This window comes from Pseudomonas sp. K8, assembly GCF_014889455.1.
Lineage (GTDB): Bacteria > Pseudomonadota > Gammaproteobacteria > Pseudomonadales > Pseudomonadaceae > Aquipseudomonas > Aquipseudomonas veronii.
In genome coordinates, this window is record NZ_VJWO01000082.1 from 1 (window position 1) to 16,401 (window position 16,401).

Genomic DNA, 16,401 nt, shown 5'->3' on the forward strand with positions numbered 1-16,401 from the left:
CCCGTAAATTGCGTAATAGCTGAAGAAACCGGCTGCAAATGTGGGAGGGGGCTTGCCCCCGATAGCAGTGTGTCAGTTGATGCATCTGGTGACTGATTCACCGCTATCGGGGGCAAGCCCCCTCCCACATTTTTGATCGTGTTTCTTCAGGTCAATCGTTGAACTGATAGTGCAATTCGTTATCCCGGCTACTGATCCGCACACCCGCCAGCGCCTTGCCTTCGAGCATGCGCGAGAGGAATTCATGCCCTTCAGGACCGTCTTATTTATGCCTTTTCGCACTCGCTTAAGTGGCCGAAAAATAAACAGACTAAATAACAAATAGACCTATCCCGTCTTACGCGCCTGAGCGATAAGCGCTGAGTGATAGTCTTAGTCATTAGGCATAAGAATCTCACTAATATCAGCGCCTCTTAATTTTAATGATTTTATTGCGCTCTTTATTTCAAGTGCGGTTTCGATGCCGAGAATAATGGCCGGGCTTTTTTCTTTCCCGCTACCGAAGCCAATACTTGTGAAAAACATTCCATATTCTAGACGCTTCCCAGTTTCTTGATAGAAACTCGGGATGGGAACCACACAGTCAAAATATTGACCACACGTACTACAGAGATTTTCCAACTGTTGAGCACTGTATTTGATGATTTTTTGAGGCTGCATCATGAATAGCTAATTTTTTTCATTGACTAATGAAAATCCAACACTCAATTTTAAATTTTCGATGTATTCCTTGAAACGTAGCGACGCGATGAAGCGCCCATCATAAGTTGCACCAATATCAGCTTTGTTTGGTGTTTTAAGTTCTCTAGGCAGATAATTTTTATCAATGCAGCAACCACAGGTTTTGCAAAAAATACTATCAGGTGCTCCATCAAAAAAGTACGCGTGATTATCTATAGCGCTTAAGTCGTAGGCAATGGTTAAGAACTGAGTCACTACTTTAGCCCCTGGTGTTGTATGAAGAAGTCAAAAACAGCATCTTTGTATTATGCACCCTTACCTTTGTAGAAGTCAGCAAGCGCTCTGAGCCTTTCAGTCCTGGTGAAATTCAACCGTATTTTTTTGCCGCTGTTACCTCGTTGAGGCCGCATATGCACGGTGCCGCCATTGATGTTTTTTGTTTTTCCGATTAAGAAGTCATTCATATCACGGTGAAGCTGTTTGTGATCAGTGTCGGTAAGTTTCGTCAGATTTTGGTTATGTTTTCCCCCCATGAATTTTGGATCGGAGTGATGCCCATGGTGACCACATGCCCAGCCAAAAGGATCGATCCATGTGACCGGGTTAGGGGCATACTGATAAAGGTTGAACCCACCCATCAGGTCAATAGGGTCGGTTGTTGTAAAGCGGCCTATATCGGGATCATAAAACCTAAACGTATTAAAATGCAGCCCCGTCTCCCGATCCAGATACTGCCCCTGAAACCGCAAATTCTGCTCTTCAATGAAGTAAGGTTCCCGCACCTCCTCCCGCGTATTGCCCCACACCCGATAAGTCGCTCGCCAGATGTCGTGGCCGTCGGCCTCGGTGAGTTGCTCCGGCAAGCCGTTCAGGTCGTTGTGGTAATACCGCACGCGTTGGTGTTCACCTTCACCGTCGACCCTGGCGAGTGGCTCGTAGCTGTCGCCATCGTAGAGATAAAGGCTGGTCTGACTGTGTTTATGCTCCTGCAACAACCGCAGGCCATCCCAGGTGAACCGGGTTTCGCCCAGCGGATAGCCATCGCTGCCGTGTTCAGTTTTTTCAATGCGCCGACCCAACGGGTCATAGACCATCCTAACCACGCTGCCGTTTTCATTACGCACTTCAACCAACCGGCTTTCGGCGTCGTAGGCAAAGCGCTGCAAACCTCGTGCAGCGCTGCGCTTTTCAACCATTCGCCCAAAAGCGTCGTAGGTATAGCGCTTGTCTTGATACGTCAGCAGCCGGTTATGCCGTACCAGGCCGCCTTGTTGTGGCCCGTCGAGCAGGTTGGCCGCCGCATCGTAGGCATAGGTTTCGATCCGGCCTATCTGTTGGCTGACGAGGATACGTCCGCTACTGTCGTAGGCCAGGTGCTCTTGGCGATCGGTACGGCGGCGTCCGATCAGGTTGTCGCTGGGGTCGTAGCTGTAGTGGGTTTCGACCAATGGCGGCAACTGCCACGGCTGGTCGATGCTGCGCCGCTGGCGTGAGCGGACCCGGCCACTGCGGTCATAGTCGGTATTTGTTCTGAGTTGACCCTGGGTGCGTTGCAGTTCGCGGTGCAGGCGGTCGCGTTCAAAGTCGCTGATGACGTGGCCGTCGAGATTCAGCTGATGCAGGTGGCCGCTGCCGTAGTACAGGCGATTGAGCCAGCGTCCGTCAGGCAAGTGGGTTTGAGTCAGGTTGCCCAATTCGTCGTAATGGTGTTGCAGACACCCCGCCGAGCTGTGTTCTTCAAACAGTTGCCCCAGCGCGTCATAGCTAAAGCCAAGTGCTTGCTCGCGACCGTCGAGAGCGGTGAAGGTGACCGCGACCAGTTGGTCGTTCAGGTCGTGCTTATAAACGGTGGTGCCGTCGGCGGTGACTTTGCTGACCAGGCGCCCGAGCGGGTCGCGTTGGAACTGGTGTGTCAGGGCGTCTACCGGCTCGCCTTCGGTGCCCGGCAGGTAACCGACGGCGACGACGTTATCCAGCGGGTCATAGGCATAGCAGCGCCGACTGTGGTCGAGGTCTTGTTGCTGCACCAGGCGGTCGGCCGCGTCCCACTCAAAGCGATAGCTTTCGCCGTTTTCATTGGTCAGTTTCAGCAGTCGCCCGTAGGCGTCGTGGTCGAAGGTGACGCAGCGGTTGTGCGCGTCCCAGCGTTGTTTGACCTGGCCGCGCCGGTCGTAGGCATAGCGGGACGTGTTGCCGGCGGGGTCGACATAGCCCGTCAGATAACCACTGGCGTTGCGCTGGAAATACTCAAGGCGCCCGTCCGAAAGTCGGCATTCCAGCAACAACCCTTGCCGGCTGTACTGATAGCGCACCGACTCACCTTCAGCATTGGTGTGCACCACCACATTGCCGAACGCATCGTACTGGTAGCCGGTGGTGTAGCCCGAGCAATCCACCTCCTCGATCAGTTGGCTCCACTCGTCCCAGTGCAGCTTCCGGGTTTTGTCGGTGGCATCGATGATCTGCACCGGCTGGCCGAAATCGTCGTAGACATAACGGGTGCGGTTGCCCAGCGGATCGATCTCTTCGATGCAGTTGCCATGCCGGTCGTAGCGGTAATGCCAACGGTTACCCGCCGGGTCGGTTTCCACTTCGGGCAATGCCCAATGCGCCAGCCACTGGGTGTTGCTGATCCTGGCCAGTGGATCGGTCACTGCGCTCAGGTTGCCGGATTCGTCGTAACTGAAGCGCCACTGGCCGTTTTGCGGATCAATCGCGCCGAGCAATTGGCGATCTTCGCTCCATTCGAACTGCCACGTATGGCCCAGGTTATCGACGTAGCGGGTGATCTGGTACTGCGGGTTCCAATAGCGTGTGCTGACCCGTTTCAGGCCATCGGTAACGCGCGTGATACCGGCATCCAGGTCGTAATCGAAGGTGAATTCATCGCCGGCGTCGGTCCAATGCCGGCTGACCCGCCATTCTTCACCCTGCGGGCCAGACACTGCGCGCCATTGGTAGAAGCAGCGCAAGCCACTCGGCAGTTGGTGTTCGACCATGCGCCGCGCGCTGTCGTAAGCAAAACGTCGTTGGCTCGTGCCTTGTGCGTCGAAGACTTCGGCCAGGTCGCCGTGGGTATCGTAGCGATAGCTGACCAGCACGTCGCTGCGCCCAGCAAAATGTTGCCGATGCAGGTAACGGCGCTCGATATGGCTCACGCGCCGCGGATGCTCGACGGTGTAGCTCACGTCGACATGCATCAGCGCATGGCTGTCGCGCAGGCGACACAGGCGCCCCTGGGCGTCGTAATCCAGAAAGAGGCGCCCTTCGTTGCGATCACCCAGCAGATACAGGCGCATCCGCAAGGAGTTCAGAGGGTCGGGCTCGAAGAGCCGATACAGGCCGTCGATACTTTCGATCAGGATGGCGCCGTCGGCGCTGCGCCTGACCGCAAGGCCTTCGCCGGGGCTGAAGGCGCCGCCTGACAACGGGATGTAGCCGATGTCTACGCGGCGCCCCTGTTCGTCGATGTAGGTGAGGTGTTCATCTTGATCGATCTCGACGGCGACCTCATAGGCAACGCTCCAGCCGGCGCCGAAAAGGCCGTCGTGGCGTTGATCGAGGCTGCTGTAGAAGCGCTGCCAGTCGATGGGGAGCAGGCCTGGCAGGACGAAGTCCAGTTCTTCTTCGGCGCCGAGGATTTTGGCCCCGGTCGGGCTATGCACCGGGTTGGGCGAACCGTTGACCGCGCTGTTGAGTGCCGAGGTGAGCTTGCCGGTTCCATACGCCACGGCCCCGCCCGCCAGCGCGCCGCCGGCCAGGCACGGCAATTTGCTCCAAAAGCCTTTCACATTGCCGCGTAGCGCAAGCAGCGCGGCAATCGCCAAGCCGACGCCCGGTGTCTTGCCACTGCGAATTTCGCGCACCACCACGGGGTCGCCACCGATACGCACATCGGCAGAAATCAGCCCCTCGACGCTGCCGATCTTGGCGTCACACGTGCTGCGGTCACCGCTGCGTGCGGCCGGTTGCCCGTTGATGAAGACCGAACTGGAACCCTCGGCAATAAATTGCTCGGGCATGGGCGGGTGCTTGGTGCAGGCGACCGTGTCCAGCGGACACGGCACGGTACCGGCAGCGGGTGTGGCGACCGTCGGGCGCCACAGTTGTGAGAAAAATCCCTGTGCGATGTCCAGAAAACGGGGGGCCGGTGGCTCACTGGGCGCGATCGGCACAGCCATCATCTGTCCGGCGGCCCGGGCCGCCGGTTTGCCATTGATGAAAACGTCGTTTGAGCCGCTGGTGATAAAGGCCTCGATCACCGGCGGAAAAACCCAGTTGGCGGCGGTTTCGCACCAACTGGAGATCTTCACGTCAGCCCCCGAGAGCCCGGCGCTGATCCCCCCCACCGCGCCGACCGCCAGTCCCAGGGCGACGCATCCACCCCCGCCAGTGGCAATGGTCACGCCGGTCGCTGCGGCAATCAGCGCGCCAGCGGCCAGGCAGCCCACGGACGTGATGGCGGCATAGGCGGCGACTTCCAGCACACCGCCGAGAACATCGGCCATCATTGAGCTGTGCAGCAGCGCGTCGCCTTCGCGGGCGGCCCAAAACGCGTCAGTCATGACCAGCAATCCCTGCCTGAAAAGGCCGGAATCAAATCACGCGACTAACGTGTTGCTCAGGTGAGACTTTCCGAGGGAGGCGTAAGAATTTTCCCAAAGCAGGCGGAGCGGAGGTGCCTGCGATGCAGACATCTCAGTCCATCAGGTCCACCCAGGCGATGCCATCGCAGGCAAGCCAGCTCCCACAGGTGACCGGGCCCGGCTTCCAGGATCAGGTCGGCTATAAGGCCGCCTCGCTTTGGCTTTTGATCTTGGGCGCCCCGAGCCTAGACAAGCCCCACCACCAACACCAGAACCACCGGCCAGCCCAGCACCAGCCGACGCCAGAACCTGGGAGCATGCCGCAACTCCATGAACCCATCGGCAATCAGCCACGCCTTGACCACCGCCAGCAGCAAAACCGCCAGCCACAGCCCGGAGCCGCCGGCGAGCACGGTGCCGACGCTGAGCACCACCAACGTGGCCCAACACACGATCAGCCCTTGGGAAATGGACATCGGTACCTCATCCAATCACGTAAACCAACGGAAACAGCACCACCCACACCAGGTCCACCATGTGCCAATACAGCACCCCCGACTCCAGCCCGCCGACCGACAGCCCGCCGCGCCAGCAGCCCAGCGCCAGCCACGCGAGAATCACCATGCCCAGCAGCACATGCAGGAAATGGAACCCGGTCAGTAGCCAGTACAAGGTAAAAAACGTGCTGTGCTCCAGGCCCAGCCCGGCAGCGCCGAGGTGGGCGTACTCGGTGAGTTTGATCGCCACATAGACCAGCGCCACCAACAGCGCCGCAACGAACAAGCCGGCGCCGCGCCGCCAGCGCTGCAGTCGCACCTGCTGCAACGCCAGCGCGGCGAGCAGCCCGGCGGTCAACAGGCTCAAGGTCATCGCCAGCCCGGTGGAGGTGTCCAGTTGCGCGCGCCCTTCGGCAAACACCTCGGGCTTGAGCACCTGGGTCACGGCGAACGCGAGGATCAGAATCGCGAACACCGACAACTCGGCGAGGATGAAAAACCACATCGCCAGGTCGCCCGGCAGGCGGCGCGGTTCAGGCAAAGTACACATCGACCACGTCCATCAAGGCGGTCACGGTGTGCGGGTCGTCCGTCAGCGCCTCGGCCAGGCATGCCAGGCAGGCTTCGCGAATGGGCATGCCGGCGGCGATCAGGCGCGCGGTGAAAATCAGCAGACGCGTGGAGGCCACTTCTTCCAGGTCGTGTTGATCGAGGCGGCGCAAGGCCTGGCCGAGGCGCACCACCTGGGTCGCCAGGGCAAGGTCCACCTGGGCCTCGCGCGCCACGATGCGCGCTTCGCCCTCGACGGCCGGGTAATCGAAGCGCATCGCGACGAAACGCTGGCGGGTGCTGGGTTTCATGCCCTTGAGCAGGTTCTGGTAACCGGGGTTATAGGACACCACCAGCATGAACGACGGCGGCGCCTTGACCACTTCGCCGGTGCGCTCCAGGTACAACTCGCGGCGGTCGTCGGCCACCGGGTGCAGCACCACGGCGGTGTCCTGGCGCGCCTCGACCACTTCGTCCAGGTAGCAGATGCCGCCTTCGCGCACGGCACGGGTCAGCGGGCCGTCCTGCCACCAGGTGCCCTCGGCGCCGATCAGGTGACGGCCGATCAGGTCGGCGGCACTCAGGTCGTCGTGGCAGGCCACGGTGTACAGCGGCAAGTTCAGACGATGCGCCATGTGCTGCACGAAACGGGTCTTGCCGCAGCCCGTGGGGCCCTTGATCAGCACCGGCATGCGGTGGCGCCAGGCGTGTTCGAACAGCAGGTGTTCATTGTCCAGGGGTTGGTAGAAGGGCTCAGTCATGACAGGCATCCACAGCGGGTTTGATGGCCACGCTAAGGGCGCCTGCGACAACCTGGCAAGCACCGCCCGAGACAAACTTGATCGTGATCAAGCGAAGTTTGCGGTGCTGCCCCCTAGTCTGGCCCCGCACGAAGAACCTGCGCCCCGCACCGTGTTGCGAGGCAACGCAAAGGTCCCGCCTGAGGAGTAAATGGAATGCTGACTCGCAACAGAAACCCCTTCACCCTGAGCCTCGCCGCACTGAGTTGCGCGTTGGCCTTGGCACTGCCCTTGAGCGCCCATGGCGCACCCCAGCCGGCCGAAGTGAAAACCGCCGGCGCGCCGGACATGAGTCAGGCGGACTTCGACACCTCCAAACAGATTTACTTCGAGCGCTGCGCCGGTTGCCACGGCGTGCTGCGCAAGGGTGCCACCGGCAAACCGCTGACACCGGACATCACCCAGGCCCGTGGCCAGGCCTATCTGGAAGCGCTGATCACCTACGGTTCCCCCGCCGGCATGCCGAACTGGGGCACCTCCAATGCGTTGACCAAAACCCAGATCAGCCACATGGCCAGTTTTATCCAGCACACCGCGCCAACCCCGCCGGAATGGGGCATGGCCGAAACCCTCAAGACCTGGAAAGTGCTGGTCAAGCCCGAAGACCGGCCGAAGAAACAGCTGAACGATCTGAACCTGGAAAACCTGTTCTCCGTCACCCTGCGCGACGACGGCAAGATTGCGCTGATCGATGGCGACAGCAAGAAAATCGTCAAACTGATCAACACCGGTTATGCCGTACACATCTCGCGGATCTCCGCCTCGGGCCGCTACCTGCTGGTGATCGGCCGCGACGCCAAGATCGACATGATCGACCTGTGGCCCGCCGAACCGACCAAGGTCGCCGAGATCAAGGTCGGCATCGAGGCGCGCTCGGTGGAGACCTCGAAATTCAAGGGCTACGAAGACAAGTACGCCATCGCCGGTTCCTACTGGCCGCCACAGTTCACCATCATGGACGGCGAGACCCTGGAGCCCAAACAGATCGTCTCCACCCGCGGCATGACCGTCGACAAGCAGGAATATCACCCCGAGCCCCGTGTCGCGGCGATCATCGCCTCCCACGAATGGCCGGAGTTCATCGTCAACATCAAGGAAACCGGCAAGGTGATGCTGGTCAATTATCAGGACATCAAGAACCTCACCATCACCACCATCGACGCCGCGCCGTTCCTGCATGACGGTGGTTGGGACAGCACGCACCGCTACTTCATGACGGCGGCCAACAACTCGAACAAGGTCGCGGTGATCGACTCCAAGGAGCGCAAGCTCACTGCCTTGGTCGAGGTCGGCAAGACCCCGCACCCAGGCCGTGGCGCCAACTTCGTACACCCTACCTACGGGCCGGTCTGGGCCACCAGCCACCTGGGCGACGGCGGCATTTCTGTGATCGGCACCGACCCGATCAAACACCCGCAATACGCCTGGAAACAGGTGGAATCGCTCAAGGGCCAGGGCGGCGGCTCGCTGTTCATCAAGACCCATCCCAACTCCCGGCATTTGTATGTCGACACCACCCTCAACCCCGACGCCAAGCTGAGCCAGTCGGCCGCGGTGTTTGACATCGACCATCTGGACAAGGGTTACACCGTGCTGCCGATCGCCGAATACGCCGGCATCAAGCAAGGCGCGCTGCGCGTGGTGCAGCCGGAATACAACAAGGCCGGCGACGAGGTGTGGTTCTCGGTATGGAACGGCCAGACCGAGGAATCGGCGCTGGTAGTGATCGACGACAAGTCCCTGAAGCTCAAAGCGGTTATCAAGGACAAGCGCCTGATCACCCCAACCGGAAAATTCAACGTCTACAACACCCAACACGACATTTATTGAGCCCCATCAACACAAGGACTTCCGATGAAAAATACTCTCTTCGCACTGCTGACCTGTGCCGCCGCATTCAGCCTGCAACCGGCCTTCGCCCAAGACGGGCTGGCCTTGTTCAGCAGCAAACCCTGCGTCGGCTGCCACATGGTTGACAGCAAACTGGTGGGGCCGGCCTTGAAGGACGTCGCGGCCAAGAACGCCGGCGTGAAAGACGCCGCCGTGACCCTCGCCAGCCACATCAAAAACGGCACCCAAGGCAACTGGGGGCCGGTTCCGATGCCACCGAATATGGTGACGGAAGACGAAGCCAAGGTCTTGGCCGAATGGGTCCTGACCTTGAAATAAGCACAAGGAGCGCGCCATGAATGCATCGATGATCGGTACGGCCATGGCGCTGTTCCTGCTGATTCCCACGTCGGCGCTGGCCACACCGGACGCCGCCCGCCTCGAACACCTGCTGACCCAGGACTGTGGCGCCTGCCACGGCCTGTACCTCACCGGCGGCCTGGGCCCGCCCCTCACCCCGGCGGCCCTCGCCGGGCAAAGCCGCGACAGCCTGACCGCCACCATTACCTATGGCCGCCCTGCCCGCGCGATGCCCGGCTGGGCGCCGTTGCTCAGTTCCAGCGAGATCGCCTGGCTGGTCGAACGCCTCTTGCAAGGAAGCCCCGCACCATGATGCGCCCTACTCTTCTATCGCTGTGCCTGCTGCTCGGTGCCTGTGCCCAACCGGCGCTGCGCGGTACTGGCGACCTGGGCCTGGTGATCGAACGCGCCAGCGCCAGTGTGCAAATCATCGAGACCAGCGGGATGACGGAGCTGGGCCGGATCGACGGCTTGGGCGACCTGTCCCACGCCTCGGCGGTGTTTTCCCGCGACCAGCGCTACGCCTACATTTTCGGCCGCGATGGCGGCCTGAGCAAAGTCGATCTGCTGCGCCAACGCGTTGAAAAACGCATCATCCAGGGCGGCAACAGCATCGGCGGCGCCATCAGCCAGGATGGCCGCCTGATTGCCGTGTCCAACTACCAACCCGGCGGGGTCAAGGTGTTCGATGCGCAGACCCTGGCCCAGGTGGCCGACATTCCCGCCACGCCCCTGGCCGACGGCAAACGCTCGCGGGTGGTGGGCCTGGTGGATGCGCCCGGCCAGCGCTTCGTGTTCAGCCTGTTCGACACCGGCGAGATCTGGAGCGCCGACTTCAGCCAGGGCAACACCCCGCAGATCACCCGGTTCCGCGGCATCGGCGAACAACCCTACGACGCGCTGATCACCGCCGATGGCCGTTACTACATGGCCGGGCTGTTCGGTGAGGACGGCATGGCCCAGCTCGACCTGTGGCATCCCGAGCACGGGGTCAAACGCGTGCTCGCGGATTACGGGCGCGGACAGGCAAAACTGCCGGTGTACAAGATGCCCCATCTCGAAGGCTGGGCCGTGGCCGACAACCAAGCCTTCGTGCCCGCCGTCGGCCATCACCAAGTGCTGGTGATGGATGCGCGCAGCTGGCAGCAGACCGCCGCCATCGACGTCGCCGGCCAACCGATTTTCGTCACCGCACGCCCCGACGGGCGCCAGCTATGGGTCAATTTCGCCTACCCGGACAACGACCGCGTACAGGTGATCGACACCGAGACCCACAAAGTGGTGGCCGACCTGCGCCCCGGTCCCGGGGTGCTGCACATGGAGTTCACCGGGCGTGGCGAACAGCTCTGGCTGTCGGTGCGCGACGGTGAGCAGGTGCAGGTCTGGGACCCGTACCGCATGACCTTGCTCAAGACCTTGCCGGCCTTGAGTCCCAGTGGAATTTTCTTCAGCAGCCGCGCGCAAAAAATGGGGTATTGAGATGGACCTTGACCTGCTTAGCCGTCAATTGATCGAACGCTACCAGCACGGCATGCCGCTGTGCGCCGAACCTTATCGCGAAATGGCCCAGGTGCTGGGCTGCAGCGAGGCCCAATTGATGACGTGCCTGCACCGCCTGGAACTGGCCGGTTCGCTGTCGCGGGTCGGCCCGGTGTTCGAACACACCCGCGCCGGCGCCAGCACCCTGGCTGCCCTGGCGGTGCCAGTCGAACGCCTGGAACAGGTGGCACGGCGCGTCAGCCAGTACCCGGAAGTCAACCACAACTATGCACGCGAGCATCAGTACAACCTGTGGTTCGTGTTGACCGGCCCACACCGTCAGCACCTGCGACAGATCCTCGACGAGCTGGAGCAAGACACCGGCCTCATTCCCCTGGATCTGCCGATGCTCACCGCCTATCGCATCGACCTCGGGTTCTCCCTGGGAGCGCATCCGTGATCATCCCGCTGAGCCAGGAGCAAATGCTCGACCTGCGCCAATGCCTGGAGCGCGGCTTGCCTCTTGTCTCGCGGCCCTACGACAACCTCGCCGAACAGATCGGCGCGCATCACGACCAGGTGTTGCAGCAGATGCAGCAATGGCAGGACCAGGGCCTGTTCCGCCGTGTCGGCCTGGTGCTCAATCACCGCGCCCTGGGCTTTGTCGCTAATGCCATGCTGGTGCTGGACGTACCCGATGCGCTGGTGGACGAAGTGGGCAACCGCCTGGGCCGCGCGCCCGGTGTCAACCTGTGTTACCAGCGCCCACGCCGCCTGCCGCAGTGGCGCTACAACCTGTTCTGCATGGTGCATGGCCGCGAACGCAAGGAGGTCACGGCGCATATCCAGCGGATGCTGGAACAGCAGCAACTGAGTGACCTGCCGCACCAGCTGCTGTTCAGCACCCACGCCTTCAAGCAATGCGGCGGGCGCTTTACGCCGCCGTCGTCGCAGGTATGGGCCCATGGATGATCTCGACCGGCGCCTGATCAATCGCCTGCAACATGGCCTGCCGCTGGTGCGCGAACCCTGGCGGCAGGTGGCGCAGGAACTGCACAGCGACCCGAGTGAAGTGCTCGACCGCCTGCACGACCTGCTCGAAGACGGGGTGCTGACGCGCTTCGGGCCGATGTTCGATGTCGAGCGCCTCGGCGGCGCCTTCACCCTGGCTGCGCTGGCCGTACCCGACGCGCGCTTTGACGCGGTCGCCGAACAACTCAACGCGCTGCCCCAGGTGGCCCACAACTATCGCCGCGAACACCGCTGGAACATGTGGTTCGTGCTGGCCTGCGGCACCGAGGCCGAACTGGCCGCCACGCTGTCCCGCATCGAGGCCCTGACGGGGTTGGCGGTGCTCAATCTGCCGAAGGAGCAAACCTACCATGTCGGTCTGTATTTCCCGGTCTGACCATCACCTGGCCCTGCGCCTGGTCGCCCTCACCCAGGGTGGCCTGCCGCTGCTGGACGATCCCTGGGCCTGGCTCGCCGAGCAGTTGGGCATCAGCGTCGAGTCGACCCTTGACTTGCTCAAGCACCTGCAGGCCGAAGGCGCGATCCGGCGTGTCGCCGCCGTGCCCAACCATTACCGCCTGGGCTATCGCCACAACGGCATGACCGTGTGGGACGTGGCCGACGTGCAGATGCCGCGCCTGGGCGAATTGATCGGTGCGCAGCCGTTTGTCAGCCATTGCTACCGCCGCCCGCGCCGTCCCGACTGGCCCTACAACCTGTTCGCCATGGTGCATGGGCGTAGCCGCGAGGAAATCGACAGCTACCGCGAGCACCTGCGGTTCCTGCTCGGCGATGCCTGCCGCGGCGACGAGATGCTGGTGAGCAGCCGCATCCTGAAAAAAACCGGCCTGCGCCTGACGCCGGCACCTTAGAAGGAGCGTCCTATGCTACGGATCAGTCAGTACCTGCGTACCCTGGCCGGAAAATGCCCGCCGCCGCGGACCTCGCCGCCCGGCAAGGAGCGGCCGCCGGTGGTGATCTGGAACCTGCTGCGGCGTTGCAACCTCACCTGCAAACACTGTTACGCCACCAGCGCCGACAGCGTGTTCCGCGATGAACTGGACACCCCGGCGGCGCTCCAGGTGATCGACGATTTGCACGCGGCCGGGGTGCGTGTGCTGATTCTATCGGGCGGCGAACCGCTGCTGCGCGCAGACCTGTTCCAGCTCAGCGCGTATGCCCGGGACAAAGGTTTTTTCGTCGCGCTGTCGAGCAACGGCACGCTGATCGACGAACACAATATCCAGCAGATCACCGACGCGCGCTTCGACTATGTGGGCATCAGCATTGACGGCCTGCAGGCGACCCACGATGCGTTTCGCCAGTTGCAGGGCAGCTTCCAGCGCTCGATGCACGCCATCCGCCTGTGCCGCGAGGCCGGCATTCGCGTGGGCCTGCGCACCACCCTGACCCAGGAAAACCATGGGCAGTTGCCGCAACTGTTGGCGCTGATGCGTGACTACGATGTGCAGAAGTTCTACCTGTCGCACCTCAACTACAGCGGGCGCGGCAAACGCAGCCGCCAGTTGGACGCGCACCGGCAGATGAGCCGCGATGCGATGACGCTGATTTTCCAGCAGGCCTGGCACGACATCGAAAACGGCGTCGACAGTGACTTCGTCAGCGGCAACAACGACGCCGACGCCGTGCTGTTGCTGCAGTGGGTCCACCAGCATCTGCCCGAGCATTACCCGCAGTTGGAACACCTGCTGCACGGCTGGGGCGGCAATGCGTCGGGCAGCGGCATCGCCAATATCGACAACACCGGCGAGGTACACCCCGACACGTACTGGTGGCAGCACTCGGTGGGCAATGTGCGCAACACCACGTTCCGCCAGCTCTGGCTGGACCGGCCCGACCCGTTGCTGCTGCGCCTGCGCGAACACCCGCGGACCATCGGCGGGCGGTGTGCCGAGTGTCGCTGGCTGCCGATCTGCAACGGCAACACACGCACCCGCGCCTGGGCCAACGGCGACCTTTGGGGCCCCGATCCGGGTTGCCACCTCAGCGACGCCGAGATCGCCCTGCAGCCTCGCAACCTGATCCCTTGCTCGACCACCCGGTGACACAACCGGGGGCAGCCTACCTGATGATGTATCAAGGACGTCTCATGCACACTCCGACCACCTTACCTGCCAGTTTGCACAGCCCCTTCCACCCCGGCGAAGTCGCCTTGGTGGGCGCCGGCCCCGGCGACCCGCGCCTGCTGACCCTGCGGGCCTGGAGCCTGCTGATGCAGGCCGATGCGGTGGTCTTCGACCGGTTGATCAGCGCCGAGATGTTGGCGCTGATCCCGCTGACCTGCGCGCGCCATTACGTGGGCAAGGCCAGCGGCTGTCACAGCCTGCCCCAGGATCAACTCAACGAACTGCTGGCCGAACTGGCCGACCAGGGGCAACGGGTGGTGCGCCTCAAGGGCGGTGACCCGTTTATCTTCGGCCGTGGCGCCGAAGAGCTGGAATACCTGCTGGTCCGAGGCGTGCCCTGCCAGGTGGTGCCGGGCATCACCGCCGCGTCCGGGTGCAGCGCCTATGCCGGCATCCCCCTGACCCACCGCGATCTGGTCAACTCCTGCCGCTTCGTCACCGGGCACCTGCAACGCGACGGCGCGTTGAAGCTGCCTTGGGCCAGCCTTGCCGAGCCGAGCCAGACGCTGGTGTTCTACATGGGCCTGTCGAACCTCGCGCTGATCGCCGAACACCTGGTGGCGGCAGGCCTGCCGGCGGACACACCAGCGGCGCTGATCAGCAACGGCGCGCGAGCCGACCAGCAGGTGGCCCGTGGCACCCTGCGCCAGTTGCCGACGATGGCCGCCGACTGCGAACCCGGTGTGCCGACCCTGACGGTGATCGGCCATGTGGTCAACCTGTTCGCCGGAGCCGCCCTGCACTTCCCTGCCAGCCTGTCGCCGGCCCGCGAAGCGGTGGCGGTATGAAACGCCTGCTACTGCTGCCCTTGCTCTGGGCCGCCGCCGCCCACGGCACGCCGGCCGAGGACTACCAGCGTCACTGCGCGAGCTGCCATGGCGTCAACCGCATCGGCGCCAGCGGCCCGGCGTTGCTGCCGGAAAGCCTGGGACGGATCAAGCCGGAGGAAGTGCGCAAGGTCATCGAGCAAGGGCGTCCGGCCAGTCAGATGGCGGCGTTTGCGCCACAGTTGAGCGCTGCGCAGATCGACGGCTTGGCGAATTTCCTACAGCAACCGCCTGCCACACCGGCGACCTGGAACGCGCAGGACATCCATAACAGCCACACCCTGCTGGCAGACCTGAGCCGCTTGCCGACTACGCCTCAGCATCATGCCGACCCGCTCAACCTGTTTGTGGTGGTGGAGTCCGGCGACCATCACATCGACATTCTCGACGGTGACACCTTTGCCGTGCTGGACCGCTTCCCGACCCATTTCGCAGTCCACGGCGGGCCGAAATTTTCCCCCGATGGGCGCTTTGTGTACTTCGCCTCGCGCGACGGCTGGATCAGCCTGTACGACCTGCACAACCTCAAGCTGATCGCCGAAACCCGCGTGGCGCTCAACACCCGCAACCTCGCGGTGAGCAAGGACGGACGCTGGGTGCTGGTGGGCAATTACCTGCCGGGCAACCTGGTGGTGCTGGATGCCCGCGACCTGTCGCTGGTCAAGACCCTCGACACCGCGTCGCGGGTCAGCGCGGTGTACACCGCTCCGCCGCGCAACAGCTTTATCGTGGCACTCAAGGACGTGAATGAAGTCTGGGAACTGTCCTATGCCGCCGCCCGGCCCAGCTTCGAACCCCGGCGCATCCAGGCCCAGGACGTGCTCGATGACTTTTCGTTTTCCCCGGATTATCGCCAACTGGTCGCCACCTCACGCAAGGCCGGCGGCGGCCAGGTAATCGATCTGGATACCGGCCACGTGGTCACCGACATCCCCCTGTCCGGCATGCCGCACCTGGGCTCGGGGACGTATTGGCAGCACAATGGTGAGTGGGTGTTTGCCACGCCCAATATCAGCAAGGGGCAAATCTCGGTGATCGACCTCAAGACCTGGAAGCTGATCAAGCAGATCCCCACCCTCGGCCCGGGCTTTTTCATGCGCAGCCATGCCAATTCGCGTTATGTGTGGAGCGATGTGTTTTTCGGGCCGGACAACGATGCAATTCACCTGATCGACAAACAGACCCTGGAAATCGCCCACACCCTACGCCCAATGCCGGGCAAGACCGCCGCCCACGTGGAATTCACCCGCGACGGCCGCTACCTGTTGCTGAGCATCTGGGCCAACGATGGAGCGTTGATCGTCTATGACAGCCAGACACTCAAGGAGATCAAGCGCATCCCGATGAACAAACCGTCGGGCAAGTACAACGTGGGCAACAAAATCGAATTTGCCGAAGGCACATCACACTGAACCTCGCGCTGGGGACCTGCCCGTCAGCGAGGAACCCCCGGCATGGGTTGAAATGGAAATCGACAGCTCCCACAAGGAGACCGCGGTGCGGGCGAACATGGTGATCTACTGTGGGAGGTGTCGAGCCCCGGCGAGGCTGCGACGGGGCCGGTACTGCTGACATTTTTGCCGCCTGAGCGTCCGCTATCGCAGCCTCGCCGAAGCTCGACAGCTCCCACAAGG

Annotated in this window: 17 protein-coding genes and 1 pseudogene; 11 read left to right on the forward strand and 7 right to left on the reverse strand. The window is 62.3% G+C overall.

What is annotated here, in order from left to right; all coding sequences use genetic code 11:
• Positions 1-151: 151 nt before the first annotated feature.
• The 7 genes and pseudogenes from INT12_RS32110 to INT12_RS29450 all read right to left on the reverse strand — a co-directional run.
• Positions 152-244 (reverse strand): annotated as a pseudogene (locus tag INT12_RS32110) (hypothetical protein); the annotation flags it as partial.
• 128 nt (positions 245-372) lie between these two features.
• Positions 373-663 carry a hypothetical protein gene (locus tag INT12_RS29425; RefSeq protein ID WP_193059134.1) on the reverse strand — a complete coding sequence of 97 codons (291 nt, stop codon included), beginning with the start codon at positions 661-663 and terminating at the stop codon, positions 373-375.
• A 6-nt stretch (positions 664-669) separates the two neighbouring features.
• Positions 670-936, reverse strand: coding sequence for a hypothetical protein (locus INT12_RS29430; protein ID WP_193059135.1), 267 nt, complete (start codon positions 934-936; stop codon positions 670-672).
• A 50-nt stretch (positions 937-986) separates the two neighbouring features.
• On the reverse strand, positions 987-5,246 hold the full coding sequence (locus INT12_RS29435; protein WP_193059136.1) for an RHS repeat-associated core domain-containing protein: 4,260 nt from the start codon (positions 5,244-5,246) through the stop codon (positions 987-989).
• A 266-nt stretch (positions 5,247-5,512) separates the two neighbouring features.
• Positions 5,513-5,743 (reverse strand): cytochrome C oxidase subunit IV family protein, encoded by a 231-nt coding sequence (locus INT12_RS29440; protein ID WP_017849346.1) that lies wholly within the window; start codon positions 5,741-5,743, stop codon positions 5,513-5,515.
• 7 nt (positions 5,744-5,750) lie between these two features.
• Positions 5,751-6,314, reverse strand: coding sequence for a cytochrome c oxidase subunit 3 (locus INT12_RS29445; protein WP_017849347.1), 564 nt, complete (start codon positions 6,312-6,314; stop codon positions 5,751-5,753).
• Positions 6,298-7,074, reverse strand: a complete 777-nt coding sequence (locus INT12_RS29450) for a CbbQ/NirQ/NorQ/GpvN family protein (RefSeq protein ID WP_017849348.1) — start codon at positions 7,072-7,074, stop codon at positions 6,298-6,300. The genes INT12_RS29445 and INT12_RS29450 overlap by 17 nt, the downstream gene beginning before the upstream one ends.
• A 327-nt stretch (positions 7,075-7,401) precedes the next feature.
• Here INT12_RS29450 and nirS point away from each other — a divergent pair, with 327 nt between their 5' ends.
• The 11 genes from nirS to INT12_RS29505 are packed head-to-tail and all read left to right on the forward strand — an operon-like array spanning position 7,402 to position 16,179.
• Entirely contained in the window at positions 7,402-8,943 is a 1,542-nt protein-coding gene (gene nirS / locus INT12_RS29455; protein ID WP_226926353.1) for a nitrite reductase, read from the forward strand.
• A 24-nt stretch (positions 8,944-8,967) separates the two neighbouring features.
• Positions 8,968-9,282, forward strand: coding sequence for a c-type cytochrome (locus INT12_RS29460; RefSeq protein WP_017849351.1), 315 nt, complete (start codon positions 8,968-8,970; stop codon positions 9,280-9,282).
• 16 nt (positions 9,283-9,298) lie between these two features.
• On the forward strand, positions 9,299-9,616 hold the full coding sequence (locus INT12_RS29465) for a c-type cytochrome (RefSeq protein ID WP_126586901.1): 318 nt from the start codon (positions 9,299-9,301) through the stop codon (positions 9,614-9,616).
• Positions 9,613-10,782, forward strand: a complete 1,170-nt coding sequence (locus INT12_RS29470) for a cytochrome D1 domain-containing protein (RefSeq protein ID WP_126586903.1) — start codon at positions 9,613-9,615, stop codon at positions 10,780-10,782. The genes INT12_RS29465 and INT12_RS29470 overlap by 4 nt, the downstream gene beginning before the upstream one ends.
• A gap of 1 nt (position 10,783) precedes the next feature.
• Positions 10,784-11,242: an Lrp/AsnC family transcriptional regulator gene (locus INT12_RS29475; RefSeq protein WP_017849354.1), complete on the forward strand. Its 459-nt coding sequence runs from the start codon at positions 10,784-10,786 to the stop codon at positions 11,240-11,242.
• Between the two features lie 23 nt (positions 11,243-11,265).
• Complete coding sequence (locus tag INT12_RS29480; RefSeq protein WP_032804989.1) at positions 11,266-11,754, forward strand: Lrp/AsnC family transcriptional regulator; 489 nt, start codon at positions 11,266-11,268, stop codon at positions 11,752-11,754.
• A complete protein-coding gene (locus INT12_RS29485; RefSeq protein WP_017849356.1) occupies positions 11,747-12,190 on the forward strand; it encodes an Lrp/AsnC family transcriptional regulator in 444 nt (147 codons plus the stop codon). The genes INT12_RS29480 and INT12_RS29485 overlap by 8 nt, the downstream gene beginning before the upstream one ends.
• Entirely contained in the window at positions 12,165-12,665 is a 501-nt protein-coding gene (locus INT12_RS29490) for an Lrp/AsnC family transcriptional regulator (RefSeq protein WP_017849357.1), read from the forward strand. Before INT12_RS29485 ends, INT12_RS29490 begins: the two co-directional genes overlap by 26 nt.
• Positions 12,666-12,677: 12 nt before the next feature.
• Positions 12,678-13,859: a heme d1 biosynthesis radical SAM protein NirJ gene (gene nirJ, locus INT12_RS29495; protein WP_017849358.1), complete on the forward strand. Its 1,182-nt coding sequence runs from the start codon at positions 12,678-12,680 to the stop codon at positions 13,857-13,859.
• 44 nt (positions 13,860-13,903) lie between these two features.
• Positions 13,904-14,728, forward strand: a complete 825-nt coding sequence (cobA, locus tag INT12_RS29500) for a uroporphyrinogen-III C-methyltransferase (RefSeq protein WP_193040909.1) — start codon at positions 13,904-13,906, stop codon at positions 14,726-14,728.
• A complete protein-coding gene (locus INT12_RS29505) occupies positions 14,725-16,179 on the forward strand; it encodes a cytochrome D1 domain-containing protein (protein ID WP_193040910.1) in 1,455 nt (484 codons plus the stop codon). The genes cobA and INT12_RS29505 overlap by 4 nt, the downstream gene beginning before the upstream one ends.
• The last annotated feature ends 222 nt before the right edge of the window (positions 16,180-16,401 follow it).

Bases quoted from the DNA above. Each gene is read 5' to 3' on its own strand.
- INT12_RS29425 (WP_193059134.1), bottom strand. From the start codon at position 663: ATGATGCAGCCTCAAAAAATCATCAAATACAGTGCTCAACAGTTGGAA.
- INT12_RS29435 (WP_193059136.1), bottom strand. From the start codon at position 5,246: ATGACTGACGCGTTTTGGGCCGCCCGCGAAGGCGACGCGCTGCTGCAC.
- INT12_RS29440 (WP_017849346.1), bottom strand. From the start codon at position 5,743: ATGTCCATTTCCCAAGGGCTGATCGTGTGTTGGGCCACGTTGGTGGTG.
- INT12_RS29445 (WP_017849347.1), bottom strand. From the start codon at position 6,314: ATGTGTACTTTGCCTGAACCGCGCCGCCTGCCGGGCGACCTGGCGATG.
- INT12_RS29450 (WP_017849348.1), bottom strand. From the start codon at position 7,074: ATGACTGAGCCCTTCTACCAACCCCTGGACAATGAACACCTGCTGTTC.
- nirS (WP_226926353.1), top strand. From the start codon at position 7,402: ATGAGTCAGGCGGACTTCGACACCTCCAAACAGATTTACTTCGAGCGC.
- INT12_RS29460 (WP_017849351.1), top strand. From the start codon at position 8,968: ATGAAAAATACTCTCTTCGCACTGCTGACCTGTGCCGCCGCATTCAGC.
- INT12_RS29465 (WP_126586901.1), top strand. From the start codon at position 9,299: ATGAATGCATCGATGATCGGTACGGCCATGGCGCTGTTCCTGCTGATT.
- INT12_RS29470 (WP_126586903.1), top strand. From the start codon at position 9,613: ATGATGCGCCCTACTCTTCTATCGCTGTGCCTGCTGCTCGGTGCCTGT.
- INT12_RS29475 (WP_017849354.1), top strand. From the start codon at position 10,784: ATGGACCTTGACCTGCTTAGCCGTCAATTGATCGAACGCTACCAGCAC.
- INT12_RS29480 (WP_032804989.1), top strand. From the start codon at position 11,266: ATGCTCGACCTGCGCCAATGCCTGGAGCGCGGCTTGCCTCTTGTCTCG.
- INT12_RS29485 (WP_017849356.1), top strand. From the start codon at position 11,747: ATGGATGATCTCGACCGGCGCCTGATCAATCGCCTGCAACATGGCCTG.
- INT12_RS29490 (WP_017849357.1), top strand. From the start codon at position 12,165: ATGTCGGTCTGTATTTCCCGGTCTGACCATCACCTGGCCCTGCGCCTG.
- nirJ (WP_017849358.1), top strand. From the start codon at position 12,678: ATGCTACGGATCAGTCAGTACCTGCGTACCCTGGCCGGAAAATGCCCG.
- cobA (WP_193040909.1), top strand. From the start codon at position 13,904: ATGCACACTCCGACCACCTTACCTGCCAGTTTGCACAGCCCCTTCCAC.
- INT12_RS29505 (WP_193040910.1), top strand. From the start codon at position 14,725: ATGAAACGCCTGCTACTGCTGCCCTTGCTCTGGGCCGCCGCCGCCCAC.